This window comes from Burkholderia paludis (genome assembly GCF_000732615.1).
Classification (GTDB): domain Bacteria; phylum Pseudomonadota; class Gammaproteobacteria; order Burkholderiales; family Burkholderiaceae; genus Burkholderia; species Burkholderia paludis.
Map to the genome: position 1 here is coordinate 114962 of NZ_JPGL01000014.1, position 13620 is coordinate 128581.

Consider the following 13620-nt stretch of genomic DNA (forward strand, 5'->3'; position numbering starts at 1 on the left):
ACCGGCGTCGCGGCGCGGTTCGTTTTACTTCGATCGCGCCTGTCGCGCGCACCTCAGCATGCTCGGGTTGGCTCCCAAATATCTGTCCTGGCTCTGGCAGGGTTTCCTGCTGACGCTCGGCCTCGCGGCCGCATCGGCCCTCGCCGCAACCGCCGGCGGGCTGCTGCTCGCGATCATGCGGCATGCGCGCGGCACGGCGCCGCGCGCGGCGGCCGCCGCATACATCGTCACGTTCCGCAACACGCCGCTGCTGGTGCAGTTGCTGTTCTGGTATTTCGGCGTCGCGTCGTTGCTGCCCGATACCTGGGTCGCGTGGCTGAATGCGCGGCATGCGGTGAGCGCGGGCCCGCTCACGCTCGCCTGGCCGTCGTTCGAATTCGTGGCGGGCTGGGTCGGACTGAGCGCGTACACGGCGGCGTTCGTCGCCGAGGAGTGCGAGGCCGGCCTGCGCGGCGTGCGGCGTGCGCAGCACGATGCGGCGGCCGCGCTCGGCCTCACGCCGATGCAGTCGCTGCGCTACGTGGTGCTGCCGCAAGCCGTGCGCATCGCGTTGCCGCCGCTGTTCGGCCAGTACATGAATCTCGTGAAGAACTCGTCGCTCACGATGGCGATCGGCGTGGCCGAGCTGTCGTATGCGTCGCGGCAGGTCGAAACGGAAACGTTCCAGACCTTCGCCGCGTTCGGCGTCGCGACCGTGCTGTACGTCGCGGCGGTGGCGGCGATCGAGGCGGGCGCGTATGCGGCGACGCAATGGCGCGACCGGCTGGGAGCGGGGCGCTGACAATGGATCTTTCGCTGCTCGTCTCCAACCTGCCGTACCTGCTGGTCGGCGCCTTTCCCGACGGCCCGCTCGGCGGCGCCGCGCTGTCGCTGGCGCTGGCGATCGCCTCCGCGATCGCGTCGGCCGTGCTCGGCGTGGCGCTCGGCGTGGCGATGGCGCTCGCGCGCGGCCCCGTGCGCGTGCTGTTGCTCGCGTTCATCGGCTTCTTCCGCGCGATTCCGGTGCTGATGCTGATCTTCTGGACGTATTTCCTGATGCCCATGCTGCTGCACATGGATGTGCCGGGGCTCGCGACCGTCGTGTGCGCGCTCGCGCTGATCGGCGGCGCCTACCTCGCGCATGCGGTGCATGCGGGCATCGTCGCGGCGGGCGAGGGGCAATGGCAGGCCGGGCTGTCGCTCGGGCTCACGCGCTGGCAGACGGTGCGCCACGTGCTGCTGCCGCAGGCGATCCGGATCATGACGCCGTCGTTCGTCAACCAGTGGGTCGCGCTCGTGAAGGATACGTCGCTCGCGTACATCGTCGGCGTGCCGGAGCTGTCGTTCGTCGCCACGCAGGTGAACAACCGGTTGATGGTGTATCCGGCGCCGATCTTCCTGTTCGTCGCGCTGATCTATCTGGTGCTGTGCACGTCGCTGGACGGCGCGGCGCGCTGGCTGCTGTCGCGCGGCCCGCGCACGGCACGCGCCGCGCATGCGGCGGCCGAGCGGGCGGAACCCGCCGGCTGACGGCGGGCGCGCGGCCCGCGCGTCACGATGCCGAGTAATGCGTGTTGAAGACCGCGCGCAGTGTCGACGGATCGGTCGCGAAGTCGCCCCACAGCGGCCCGTCGTTCTGCGTGAACGCGAACGATGCGGTGCTGACCGACGCGAGGCGGAAGCGCCATTGCGCCGCTTCCTGGCGGAACGCTGTGAGCTGCATGTCGGACAGCGCCGTCTGCGCGCTCGCGAGGGTGACGAGCGGGTCGACCGGGCGGTTCGCCACGCGCACCTCGAAATGCAGGTGCGGGCCGGTCGCCGCGCCGGTCATCCCGACCGAGCCGATGCGCTGGCCCTGCGCCACGGTGTCGCCGGTCTTGAGCCCGGCCGCGAATGCGGACAGGTGCGCGTAATAGGTCGAATAGCCGTCGGCGTGATCGACGATCACGTAGCGGCCGTAGCCGCCCGGATCGGTGCCGACGAACGACACCACGCCGTCGGCCGCCGCGTCGACGGGCGTGCCGGTGGGCGCGGCGAGATCGACCCCCGTGTGGAACGCCATCGCCTGCGACAGCGGATGGATGCGCTCGCCGAAGAACGAGCTGATACGGGTCCACCTGACCGGCATCGTGAACGCGGCGGCTTCGAGCGGCGCGCCGTCGAGCGCGTAGTACGCGCCGTGCCCGGCGCCGGGTGCGCGGAACCAGATCGCGCCGAATGTGCGGCCGGCCACGCGCAGCTCGAGCGCGGTGAGGCGCGGCGTGCCGTCGCCCGTATCGAACGCGATGCGGTAGTAGTCGCCGCGTTGCGCGCTCGCGCGCATCGCGACCTTGCCGCTCACGAGATCGCCGAGCTGGATGCGGACTTCGGGCGGCACGTCGAGACGGTTCAGCGTATCGGACAGCGTGAGCTCGATGTTGCCCGCGCGCATCCCGTGCGGGCTGTCGGGGGTCGCGAACCGGAACAGGTTCGCATAGCCGAGCATGTCGTTGCGGTGCGCGCTGAGCGGGGCGAACAGGCCGGGCTGCACGTTGCGGTCGTTGCGCTCGCCGATCGTGCGGGCGAGTTCGCTCGTCACGAAATGCTGCGCGGTCGGGAACGGCGTGTCGGACAGCACGCGCTGCGGCAACGCGGCCGTGCCCGAGTCGACGGCGCCCGGCAGTTGCGACACGGCCGGCAGCGCGGCGAAGCCGAGTGCGGCAAGGGCGCCGAGCACGGCGGCCGGCACGAGCGCGCGCATGACGCGCTGCGTGCGGCCGGGTGCGGAAGCATCAGGGGGGGCGGCAGGCTTGACCAAGGTGTCCACATCCAGGAAAGCGGTTCAAAGGGGTGTGGGCAGGGGCCGCCGGCGATGCATCCGTCGAGCGACGGGCGGGCGGCGGGCGTGCAACAAGACAGGGCCCGCCAGGGGCCTGTGTCGTTTCCGTTCGACCCAACGCGCGGGGCGGGCCCGCTTCGAACGGCGGCGTGCATACCGGGTCGAACCCGGATATCACGAAGACGCTAAAGAGAGATGACCGCGTCAGTCTACCGATGTTCCGCGAATCGTTAAAAATTTTAAAGAGGGTCAGCTCGGCCGTTCCGCAGTGCGATAAATCGGGCTAAACCGGCATTTGTTACGCCAATTCCCGTCAGTCCGGCAATTTGTGTGCGCCCCTGCGCAGCGCGGCCGACGCGCGCACGGCGTCGAAGCCGGCGTCGAGCATTGCCTCCGCGTCGTTCCACAGGTTGCCGCGCAGCCGGTTGGTCCAGATCATCGACGCGAACACGCCTTCGAGCAGCGACACGAGATAGACGGCGGCCAGGTGCACGTCGAGATCGGCGGCGATTTCGCCGGCCGCGATCGCGCGGCGCAGCAGCGCCTTCGTGATCCGCAGCATCTGCAGTTCGAGCAGCATGCGGCGCCGCTGCAGCGCGCCGTTCTCCTCGCTCTGCTCGCACTTCGTATAGAGGATCACGAGCACGCGCTGCATCGGGCCGGGCTCACCGCATTCCTGCAGATAGTGCGACGCGGCGCGCCGCAGCGTGGCGAGCGGCGGCAGCCCGTCGCCGGCGTCGAAGCCTTCCGACGTACGCGCGAACGCGCGGTCGCACATCGCCAGACACACTTCCATCTTGTTGCGGTAGTGGCCGTAGACGGCGCCGCGCGACATGCCGGCCGCTTCGGCGAGATCCGCCATCGCGGTTTGCGCGACGCCTTTCTCGAGCAGCACGAGCTCGGCGGCGTCGAGGATCCGGTGCTTGATGGCGAGCGATTCTTCGCGGGTCTTGCGGGCCATGTCCTGAAATTCCTTACAATTCGCTGTCGTTTTATTGAGACAGTATGACGGTCAGATTGAAACAGTGTGTATTTAATCAGTCGTGACTGATTATAATCGGCCACCCCGAACCGCCGCATTGTATCGGCGGCGAACGATCCGAGGTCACTATGAACAACAATCGCTCCCTGTTGCGCCACCGGCTGGCGCCGTTCGCGCTGGCGGCCATGCTGGTCCTGGCCGGATGCGGAAAGGGCGACAAGGACGCCGCGCCGGAGGCCGTGAAGCAGGCGAACGTCGTGACGGTGCGCCCGACGGCCGTGCCGATGACCGTCGAGCTGCCGGGCCGGCTCGATGCGTACCGGCAGGCGGAGGTGCGCGCGCGGGTCGCCGGCATCGTGACGGCGCGCACCTACGAGGAAGGCCAGGAAGTGAAGCAGGGCGCGGTGCTGTTCCGCATCGATCCGGCGCCGCTGAAGGCCGCGCGCGATGCCGCGCAGGGCGCGCTCGCGAAGGCGCAGGCCGCCGCGCTCGCGGCGAGCGACAAGCGTCGCCGCTACGAGGACCTCGTGCGCGATCGCGCGGTCAGCGAGCGCGACCACACCGAGGCCGTCGCGGCCGACACGCAGGCGAAGGCCGAGGTGGCGTCCGCGAAGGCCGAGCTGGCGCGGGCGCAGTTGCAGCTCGACTATGCGACGGTCACCGCGCCGATCGCCGGCCGCGCCCGGCGCGCGCTCGTGACCGAGGGCGCGCTGGTCGGCCAGGACCAGGCAACGCCGCTCACGACCGTCGAGCAGCTCGATCCGATCTACGTGAACTTCTCGCAGCCGGCCGCCGATGTCGACGCGCTGCGCCGCGCGGTGAGGAGCGGGCGCGCGACGGGCATTGCGCAGCACGACATCGCCGTGACGCTGCTGCGCGCCGACGGCAGCGCCTATCCGCTGAAGGGCAAGCTGCTGTTCAGCGATCTCGCGGTCGATCCGACCACCGACACCGTCGCGATGCGCGCGCTGTTCCCGAATCCGGAGCGCGAGCTGTTGCCGGGCGCGTATGTGCGGATCGCGCTCGACACGGCGGTCGACCAGCGGGCGATCCTCGTGCCGCGCGATGCGCTGCTGCGCACGAGCGACCGCACGTCGGTGCGCGTCGTCGGCCCGAACGGCAAGGTCAAGGACGTCGAGGTCGCAGCCGACCAGATGAGCGGCCGTGACTGGCGCATCACGCGCGGCCTGACGGGCGGCGAGCGCGTGATCGTCGACGACGTCGCGCAGTTCGCGCCCGATACGGCCGTCAAGCCCGTCGAGAAGGCGCCGCCATCGAAGGCGGCGCCGGCAGCGGCCGCCTCGCAGGCGGCCGCCCGTCAAACCTGACCGGTTCAAACCAGACCACCATGGCACGTTTCTTCATCGATCGCCCCGTCTTCGCGTGGGTGATCGCAATCTTCATCATGCTGGGCGGCGTGTTCGCGATCCGCGCGCTGCCCGTTGCGCAGTATCCGGACATCGCGCCGCCCGTCGTCAGCATTTATGCGACGTACCCGGGCGCGTCGGCGCAGGTCGTCGAGGAATCGGTGACCGCGCTGATCGAGCGCGAGATGAACGGCGCGCCCGGGCTGATGTACACGTCGGCCACCAGCAGCGCCGGGATGGCGTCGCTGTACCTCACGTTCAAGCAGGGCGTGAACGCCGATCTCGCGGCCGTCGAAGTGCAGAACCGGCTGAAGACGGTCGAGGCGCGATTGCCCGAGCCCGTGCGGCGCGACGGCATCCAGGTCGAGAAGGCCGCCGACAACATCCAGCTCGTGGTGTCGCTGACGTCCGAAGACGGCCGGATGACGGACGTGCAGCTCGGCGAATATGCGTCGGCGAACGTCGTGCAGGCGCTGCGCCGCGTGGAAGGGGTCGGCAAGGTCCAGTTCTGGGGCGCCGAATACGCGATGCGGATCTGGCCCGACCCGGTGAAGCTGGCCGGGCACGGCCTCACCGCGTCGGATATCGCATCGGCCGTGCGCGCGCACAACGCGCGCGTGACGATCGGCGACATCGGCCGCTCCGCGGTGCCGGCCAGCGCGCCGATCGCGGCGACCGTGTTCGCCGACGCGCCGCTGAAGACGCCGGCCGATTTCGGCGCGATCGCGCTGCGCACGCAGGCCGACGGCTCCGCGCTCCATCTGCGCGACGTCGCGCGCATCGAGTTCGGCGGCAACGACTACAACTATCCGTCGTACGTGAACGGCAAGGTCGCGACCGGGATGGGCATCAAGCTCGCACCGGGCTCGAACGCGGTGTCCACCGAGCGCCGCGTGCGCGCGACGATGGACGAGCTGTCCGCGTACTTCCCGCCCGGCGTGAAATACCAGATTCCGTACGAGACGTCGTCGTTCGTGCGCGTGTCGATGAACAAGGTCGTCACGACGCTGATCGAGGCCGGCGTGCTGGTGTTCCTCGTGATGTACCTGTTCATGCAGAACCTGCGTGCGACGCTGATCCCGACGCTGGTCGTGCCGGTCGCGCTCGCGGGCACCTTCGGCGTGATGTATGCGGCGGGCTTCTCGATCAACGTGCTGACGATGTTCGGGATGGTGCTGGCGATCGGCATCCTGGTCGACGACGCGATCGTCGTGGTCGAGAACGTCGAGCGGCTGATGGTGGAGGAAGGGCTCGGGCCCTACGACGCGACCGTGAAGGCGATGAAGCAGATCAGCGGCGCGATCGTCGGGATCACCGTGGTGCTGACGTCGGTGTTCGTGCCGATGGCGTTCTTCGGCGGCGCGGTGGGCAACATCTACCGGCAGTTCGCGCTGTCGCTCGCGGTGTCGATCGGCTTCTCGGCTTTCCTTGCGTTGTCGCTGACGCCCGCGCTGTGCGCGACGCTGCTCAAGCCCGTGGCCGGCGGCCATCACGAGAAGCGCGGCTTCTTCGGCTGGTTCAACCGCTTCGTCGCGCGCTCGACGCAGCGCTACGCGACGCGCGTCGGCGCGATGCTGAAGAAGCCGGTGCGCTGGCTCGTCGTGTACGGCGCGCTGACCGCGGCCGCGGCGGTGATGCTCACGCAGTTGCCGACCGCGTTCCTGCCGGACGAGGACCAGGGCAACTTCATGGTGATGGTGATTCGCCCGCAGGGCACGCCGCTGGCGGAAACGATGGCGAGCGTGCGGGAAGTGGAGTCGGCGATCCGCAACGACGAGCCGTCCGCGTATACGTTCGCGCTCGGCGGCTTCAACCTGTACGGCGAGGGGCCGAACGGCGGGATGATCTTCGTCACGCTGAAGAACTGGAAAGCGCGCCAGGCCGGGCGCGATCACGTGCAGGCGATCGTCGCGCGCATCAACGAGCGCTTCGCGGGCACGCCGAACACGACGGTGTTCGCGATGAACTCGCCGGCGCTGCCCGATCTCGGCTCGACGAGCGGCTTCGATTTCCGGCTGCAGAATCGCGGCGGGCTCGACTACGCGACGTTCAGCGCCGCGCGCGAGCAACTGCTCGCGGCGGGCGGCAAGGATCCGGCGCTCACCGACCTGATGTTCGCCGGCACGCAGGACGCGCCGCAACTGAAGCTCGACATCGATCGCGCGAAGGCGTCCGCGCTGGGCGTATCGATGGACGAGATCAACACGACGCTCGCGGTGATGTTCGGCTCCGACTATATCGGCGATTTCATGCACGGCACGCAGGTGCGACGCGTGGTGGTGCAGGCCGACGGGCTGCACCGACTCGATCCGGACGACGTGAAGAAGCTGCGCGTGCGCAACGCGCGCGGCGAGATGGTGCCGCTGGCGGCGTTCACGACGCTGCACTGGACGCTCGGGCCGCCGCAGCTCACGCGCTACAACGGCTATCCGTCGTTCACGATCAACGGCGCGGCGGCGCAGGGCCACAGCAGCGGCGACGCGATGGGCGCGATCGAGCGGATCGCGGCGAAGCTGCCGGCCGGCATCGGCTACGCGTGGTCGGGGCAGTCGTTCGAGGAGCGGCTGTCGGGTGCGCAGGCGCCGATGCTGTTCGCGCTGTCGGTGCTCGTCGTGTTCCTCGCGCTCGCGGCGCTCTACGAGAGCTGGTCGATTCCGTTCGCGGTGATGCTGGTCGTCCCGCTCGGCGTGATCGGCGCGGTGCTCGGCGTGACGCTGCGGGCGATGCCGAACGACATTTATTTCAAGGTGGGGCTGATCGCGACGATCGGGCTGTCCGCGAAGAACGCGATCCTGATCGTCGAAGTCGCGAAGGATCTGGTCGCGCAGCGCATGTCGCTCGCCGACGCCGCGCTCGAGGCCGCGCGTCTGCGGCTGCGGCCGATCGTGATGACGTCGCTCGCGTTCGGCGTCGGCGTGCTGCCGCTCGCGTTCGCGTCGGGCGCCGCGTCCGGTGCGCAGACGGCGATCGGCACCGGGGTGCTCGGCGGGGTGATCACGGCGACCGTGCTCGCGGTGTTCCTCGTCCCGCTGTTTTTCGTGATCGTCGGCCGCCTGTTCGACGTCGGCCCGCGCCGACGCGGCGGGGCGCAGCCGGCGACGATGGAGGGTTCTCGATGATGTTCGCGCTGAATGCACGCGCCGCGTCGCGCAGTGGGCTCGTACTCGCCGCCGCACTCGCGCTGGCCGGCTGCTCGCTTGCACCGCACTACGAGCGGCCGGCGGCGCCGGTGCCGGCCGCCTATGCGCCTGCCGACGGCAGCGCCGCGCCGGCCGCCGATGCCGCGCAGCTCGACGACTGGCGTACGTATTTCACCGATGCTGCGCTGCAGGCGTGGATCGACGCGGCGCTCGCGAACAACCGCGACCTGCGGATCGCGGCCGGCCGGCTCGAGGAAGCGCGGGCGCTGTATGGCGTGCAGCGCGCGGACCTGATGCCGTCGGTCGACGCGAATGTGGGCTACGAGCGTGTGCGCCAGTACGACCCGGTCGTGCGCGAAAGCGCGATCAGCGGTCTGTATCGCGCGGGCGTCGGCGTCAGCGCGTACGAACTCGATCTGTTCGGCCGCGTGCGCAACCTGTCCGATGCGGCGCTCGCCGAATATTTCGCGACGGCCGACGCGCAGCGCACGGTTCGCATCGGCGTGATCGCCGACGTGGCGGGTGCGTACGTGGCGGAGCGCTCGCTGCACGAGCAGCTTGCGCTGGCGCAGCGCACGCTGGATGCGCGCGAACGGATGGCCGCGCTCACGCAGCGCCGCTATGCGGCCGGCACGAGCGATGCGATCGAGCTGCGCTCGGCCGAGATGCTGGTGGCATCGGCGCGGGCGTCGCAGGCCGCGCTGCAGCGCGAGCATGCGCAGGCCGTGCGGGCGCTGCAGTTGCTCGCGGGCGATTTCGCGCGCAACGTGCCGGCCGATCCGACCACGCTCGATACGCTGTCGATGGCCCCCGTGGCGCCCGGCGCACCGAGCGCGCTGCTCGAGCGCCGGCCGGACATCCGGCAGGCGGAAGCGCGGCTCAAGGCGGCCAACGCGCAGATCGGCGCCGCGCGCGCGGCGTTCTTTCCGCGCATCGCGCTGACGACCGACTACGGTTCGGTGAGCGACGCGTTCTCGAGCCTGTTCTCGGCCGGCACGAGCGTCTGGACGTTCGCGCCGCGCATCACGCTGCCGATCTTCGCGGGCGGGCGCAATCGCGCGAACCTCGACGTCGCGAACGCGCGCAAGCACATCGCGGTGGCCGAATACGAGAAGACCGTGCAGACCGCGTTCCGTGAAGTGGCCGACGCGTTCGCCGCGCGCGGCTGGATCGATCGCCAGCTCGAGGCGCAGCAGGCCGTGCACACGGCCGACGGTCAGCGGCTGAGGCTCGCGGAGCGCCGCTATGCGGGCGGCGTCGCGACGTATCTCGAACTGCTCGATGCGCAGCGCAGCACGTACGAGTCGGGGCAGGAACTGATCCGGCTCAAGCAGCTCAGGCTCGCGAATGCGATCGCGCTGTACCGTGCGCTTGGCGGCGGCTGGTCGCCGGCATCGGCGGAGGCGTCCACGTCGGCGTAGTGCCCGTCACCGTCGTGCCGCCCGGCACGACGGCGGCGTAACGTTTCGACATACGTACCGTCGCCGCTTCATCCGGTATCGCCGCGCAGGCGGCAGGCCGGCCTGCCGGTCGGGACGTTTCCCGTCCCGTGACCGCGCACACCTGACGGCCGGAAACGGCCCCGTCCCTGGATTGCCCTTGCCGCGATCCCGCGCGAACGTGCGCGGTCCGTTTTCCTTTCCCTTCTTCGACGATGTGCCCCGCGGATCGCGTGCCGATGGCCGTCCATGCACGCGCTTTCCGCCCGGGAATTGACGTCCGGATTAATCCATGTATTGAAATCAATCGGGGCGTCAAAGTGTCGCAGTAAAACGTTTGTATTCGAGGCGCAATCGTTTGCGCAAAAGAATCGATCCGATTGAATCGATGGTTCATTTCCTGTCAGTTGAAAATGATTTGATATTGGCGTTGTCGATCGACAACGATGGCGGCATCTGACAATGTTTTGTCTTTTTCACGACGAATCTTGCGCGAGCCAATGCCAGAAATGAGGAGCGGGGTGAATCCGGTTGCCGGCCGGAAAAGTCTTTAATCTTCAGTTATTTCCTGAAAATAAAAAAGGACTGCGGATAAAAATGATGTGACTCGAAATTCGCAGGAAATGGCGTGGAATTGAAGGGTTAAATCTGACATTGTCAGGCGCATTTGACAATGATTTACAAATAACTTTCAGAATTATCTCGATAATGCTGCCTCGTGTCGGACGGAAGCCAACCATGGCTGCCGTTTGTGTCCGCCACGTCGTCCATTCCATTTGCACTCCTTACGGGAAACGTCATGAAAAAATCCCTCCTGACCGCTGTCGCATTCGCGGCCCTGTCGACCTCGGCCTTCGCAGCGGGCACCGGCACGATCAACTTCACGGGCGAGATCGTCGCGGGCGCATGCGGCATCGATTCGGGCTCGGTCAACCAGACCGTCAACCTCGGCAAGGTGCCGACCAACGTGTTCAAGCAGGCTGGCGACAAGTCGACGCCGACCAACTTCGACATCAAGCTGACCGATTGCGACACGAGCATCGCGCAGAACGCGTACTTCACGTTCACGGGCACGTCGAGCGCGGGCCAGCCGAAGCTGCTCGCGACGATCGGCTCGGCCACCAACGTCGGCATCCGCCTGCAGGCGGCGTCGGGTGAATACCTCGACAACGGCGCCGAGCAGAAGGCGCCGACCGTGCTGCAGAACGGCACGAACATCGCGCGCTTCGCAGCCATGTACGAAGCGACCGCGGCCGGCGTGACGCCGGGTACCGCCGACGGCGTGGCGAACTTCACGGTCCGCTACCAGTAAGCGGCCGTACCGGGGGAGGGTGCGCGCACCCTTCCTCGTCCGCTTTCCCTCCTTTTCCCCCTTCCTGGACTTCCGGTAGCGCCGCGTGCGAATCAGACATTCCTTCCTTTGCGTCTCCGTGCTGGTTGTCGGCAGCCAGAGCCATGCGACGGAATTCAATTCGTCGTTCCTGAACATCGACGGCTCGAACAACGTCGACCTGTCGCAGTTCTCGCAGGCGGACTTCACGTTGCCGGGCGAGTACATGCTCGACGTGCAGGTCAACGACCTGTTCTACGGCCTGCAGTCGATCGAGTTCATCGCCGTCGACGCGTCGGGCGCCGGCAAGCCGTGCCTGACGCCGGAACTCGTCGCGCAGTTCGGGCTGAAGCCGTCGCTGGCGAAGGACCTGCCGCGCTTTCAGGGCGGCCGCTGCGTCGACCTCGGCGCGATCGAGGGGGTGACCGTGCGTTACCTGAAAAGCGACGGGCGGCTCAAGATCACGATTCCGCAGGCGGCCCTCGAATTCAGCGATTCGACCTACCTGCCGCCGGAGCGCTGGTCCGAAGGGATTCCGGGCGCGATGCTCGATTACCGCGTGATCGCGAACACGAACCGCAATTTCGGTGCGGGCGGCGGACAGACGAATTCGGTCCAGGCCTACGGGACGATCGGCGCGAACTGGGATGCATGGCGCTTTCGCGGCGACTACCAGGCGCAATCGAACGTGGGCAATACGGCATACGCGGACCGCACGTTCCGCTTCAGCCGGCTTTATGCATTTCGCGCGCTGCCGTCGATCCAGTCGACGGTGACGTTCGGCGACGACTACCTGACCTCCGACATCTTCGACACGTTCGCGTTGACGGGCGCGTCGATCCGCAGCGACGACCGCATGCTGCCGCCTGCGCTGCGCGGCTATGCGCCGCTGATCTCGGGCGTCGCGCGCACCAACGCGACCGTGACCGTGTCGCAGGCCGGCCGCGTGCTGTACGTGACGCGCGTGTCGCCGGGCGCCTTCGCGCTGCAGAACATCAATACGAGCGTGCAGGGCACGCTCGACGTCGCGGTCGAGGAAGAAGACGGCAGCGTGCAGCGCTTCCAGGTGACGACGGCCGCCGTGCCGTTCCTCGCGCGCACCGGCCAGTTGCGCTACAAGGCCGCCGTCGGCAAGCCGCGGCTGTTCGGCGGCGCCGGCATCACGCCGTTCTTCGGCTTCGGCGAAATCGCCTACGGCCTGCCGTTCGACGTGACCGCTTACGGCGGCTTCATCGCCGCGTCGGGCTACACGTCGATCGCGCTCGGCGTCGGCCGCGATTTCGGCGCGTTCGGCGCGCTGTCGGCCGACGTCACGCATGCGCGGGCCCGCCTGTGGTGGAACGGCGTGACGCGCAACGGCAACTCCTATCGCATCAACTATTCGAAGCACTTCGACGGGCTCGATGCCGACGTGCGTTTCTTCGGCTATCGCTTCTCCGAGCGCGAATACACGAACTTCGCGCAGTTCTCGGGCGACCCGACCGCGTACGGCCTGGCCAACAGCAAGCAGCGTTATTCGGCGACGCTGTCGAAGCGCTTCGGCGACACGTCGACCTATTTCTCGTACGACCAGACGACCTACTGGGAACGTGCGAACGAGCAGCGGGTCGGCCTCACGCTCACGCGGGCGTTCTCGATCGGCGCACTGCGCAACCTGAACGTCAGCGTGTCGGCGTTCCGTACGCAGAGCGCCGGCGCCAGCGGCAACCAGGTGTCGGTGACCGCGACGCTGCCGATCGGCGGCCGCCACACCGTCACGTCGAACCTGACGACGGGCAGCGGTACGACGAGCGTGAACGCGGGCTACATCTACGACGATCCTGACGGCCGCACCTACCAGGTCAACGCCGGCGCGACCGACGGCCGCGCATCGGCGAACGCGAGCTTCCGCCAGCGCTCGTCGGCGTACCAGCTCACGGCGCAGGCATCGACGCTCGCCAATGCGTACGCGGCCGCGTCGCTCGAAGTCGACGGCTCGTTCGTCGCGACGCAGTACGGCGTCTCCGCGCACGCAAACGGCAACGCGGGCGACACGCGCCTGCTGGTGTCGACCGACGGCGTGCCCGACGTGCCGCTGTCCGGCACGCTTGCGCATACCGACTCGCGCGGCTACGCGGTGCTCGACGGCGTCTCGCCGTACAACGTGTACGACGCGACCGTCAACGTCGAGAAGCTGCCGCTCGAAGTGCAGGTGACGAATCCGATCCAGCGCATGGTGCTGACCGACGGCGCGATCGGCTTCGTGAAGTTCTCCGCCGCGCGCGGCAGCAACCTGTACCTGACGCTGACCGACGCGGACGGCAAGCCGCTGCCGTTCGGCGCATCGGTGCAGGACGTGGCGAACGGCAAGGAACTCGGCATCGTCGGCGAGAGCGGCGCCGCGTTCCTGACCCAGGTACAGCCGAAATCCACGCTGGCGGTGCGAGCGGGCGAGCGCACGCTCTGCACGATCGACGCACTGCCGAACCAGCTCCAACTCGAAGGCACGCCGATCCCGGTGACGTGCCAGGCGCCCGGCGAGTCGCATGCAGCGGCCGCACGGGTCGAACGATGACTCCACGGATC

10 protein-coding genes are annotated in these 13620 nt (G+C 68.3%); 7 read left to right on the forward strand and 3 right to left on the reverse strand.

Annotated features, from left to right (window positions below; genetic code table 11):
- Positions 1–58: 58 nt before the first annotated feature.
- Together GQ56_RS0110750 and GQ56_RS0110755 are read left to right on the forward strand one after the other, a co-directional pair.
- Complete coding sequence (locus tag GQ56_RS0110750) at positions 59–781, forward strand: amino acid ABC transporter permease (protein ID WP_031398656.1); 723 nt, start codon at positions 59–61, stop codon at positions 779–781.
- A 2-nt stretch (positions 782–783) separates the two neighbouring features.
- Positions 784–1509, forward strand: coding sequence for an amino acid ABC transporter permease (locus GQ56_RS0110755; RefSeq protein ID WP_031398657.1), 726 nt, complete (start codon positions 784–786; stop codon positions 1507–1509).
- A 22-nt stretch (positions 1510–1531) separates the two neighbouring features.
- On the opposite strand, the gene GQ56_RS0110760 is transcribed toward GQ56_RS0110755, so the two are convergent.
- On the reverse strand, positions 1532–2776 hold the full coding sequence (locus tag GQ56_RS0110760) for a M23 family metallopeptidase (RefSeq protein WP_031398658.1): 1245 nt from the start codon (positions 2774–2776) through the stop codon (positions 1532–1534).
- A gap of 334 nt (positions 2777–3110) precedes the next feature.
- The gene (locus GQ56_RS0110765; protein ID WP_031398659.1) at positions 3111–3758 is read right to left on the reverse strand and encodes a TetR family transcriptional regulator; all 648 of its coding nucleotides are present in this window, start codon (positions 3756–3758) and stop codon (positions 3111–3113) included.
- A gap of 149 nt (positions 3759–3907) precedes the next feature.
- On the opposite strand from GQ56_RS0110765, the gene GQ56_RS0110770 reads away from it, so the two are divergent.
- From GQ56_RS0110770 to GQ56_RS0110780, 3 genes are read left to right on the forward strand one after another with little or no spacing between them, the layout of a single operon-like run.
- Positions 3908–5107, forward strand: a complete 1200-nt coding sequence (locus GQ56_RS0110770; RefSeq protein WP_031398660.1) for a MexX/AxyX family multidrug efflux RND transporter periplasmic adaptor subunit — start codon at positions 3908–3910, stop codon at positions 5105–5107.
- A 20-nt stretch (positions 5108–5127) separates the two neighbouring features.
- Positions 5128–8265, forward strand: a complete 3138-nt coding sequence (locus GQ56_RS0110775; protein ID WP_031398661.1) for a multidrug efflux RND transporter permease subunit — start codon at positions 5128–5130, stop codon at positions 8263–8265.
- Positions 8265–9707 carry an efflux transporter outer membrane subunit gene (locus tag GQ56_RS0110780; protein WP_031398662.1) on the forward strand — a complete coding sequence of 481 codons (1443 nt, stop codon included), beginning with the start codon at positions 8265–8267 and terminating at the stop codon, positions 9705–9707. The genes GQ56_RS0110775 and GQ56_RS0110780 overlap by 1 nt, the downstream gene beginning before the upstream one ends.
- 575 nt (positions 9708–10282) lie before the next feature.
- On the opposite strand, the gene GQ56_RS44145 is transcribed toward GQ56_RS0110780, so the two are convergent.
- Positions 10283–10501, reverse strand: coding sequence for a hypothetical protein (locus GQ56_RS44145; RefSeq protein ID WP_152601716.1), 219 nt, complete (start codon positions 10499–10501; stop codon positions 10283–10285).
- A 23-nt stretch (positions 10502–10524) separates the two neighbouring features.
- On the opposite strand from GQ56_RS44145, the gene GQ56_RS0110785 reads away from it, so the two are divergent.
- Together GQ56_RS0110785 and GQ56_RS0110790 are read left to right on the forward strand one after the other, a co-directional pair.
- A complete protein-coding gene (locus GQ56_RS0110785) occupies positions 10525–11037 on the forward strand; it encodes a fimbrial protein (protein ID WP_031398663.1) in 513 nt (170 codons plus the stop codon).
- An 85-nt stretch (positions 11038–11122) separates the two neighbouring features.
- Positions 11123–13609, forward strand: coding sequence for a fimbria/pilus outer membrane usher protein (locus GQ56_RS0110790; protein ID WP_456059103.1), 2487 nt, complete (start codon positions 11123–11125; stop codon positions 13607–13609).
- Positions 13610–13620 lie beyond the last annotated feature (11 nt).

Bases quoted from the DNA above. Each gene is read 5' to 3' on its own strand.
- GQ56_RS0110770 (WP_031398660.1), top strand. From the start codon at position 3,908: ATGAACAACAATCGCTCCCTGTTGCGCCACCGGCTGGCGCCGTTCGCG.
- GQ56_RS0110785 (WP_031398663.1), top strand. From the start codon at position 10,525: ATGAAAAAATCCCTCCTGACCGCTGTCGCATTCGCGGCCCTGTCGACC.
- GQ56_RS0110775 (WP_031398661.1), top strand. From the start codon at position 5,128: ATGGCACGTTTCTTCATCGATCGCCCCGTCTTCGCGTGGGTGATCGCA.
- GQ56_RS0110780 (WP_031398662.1), top strand. From the start codon at position 8,265: ATGTTCGCGCTGAATGCACGCGCCGCGTCGCGCAGTGGGCTCGTACTC.
- GQ56_RS44145 (WP_152601716.1), bottom strand. From the start codon at position 10,501: ATGGAATGGACGACGTGGCGGACACAAACGGCAGCCATGGTTGGCTTC.
- GQ56_RS0110765 (WP_031398659.1), bottom strand. From the start codon at position 3,758: ATGGCCCGCAAGACCCGCGAAGAATCGCTCGCCATCAAGCACCGGATC.
- GQ56_RS0110755 (WP_031398657.1), top strand. From the start codon at position 784: ATGGATCTTTCGCTGCTCGTCTCCAACCTGCCGTACCTGCTGGTCGGC.
- GQ56_RS0110750 (WP_031398656.1), top strand. From the start codon at position 59: ATGCTCGGGTTGGCTCCCAAATATCTGTCCTGGCTCTGGCAGGGTTTC.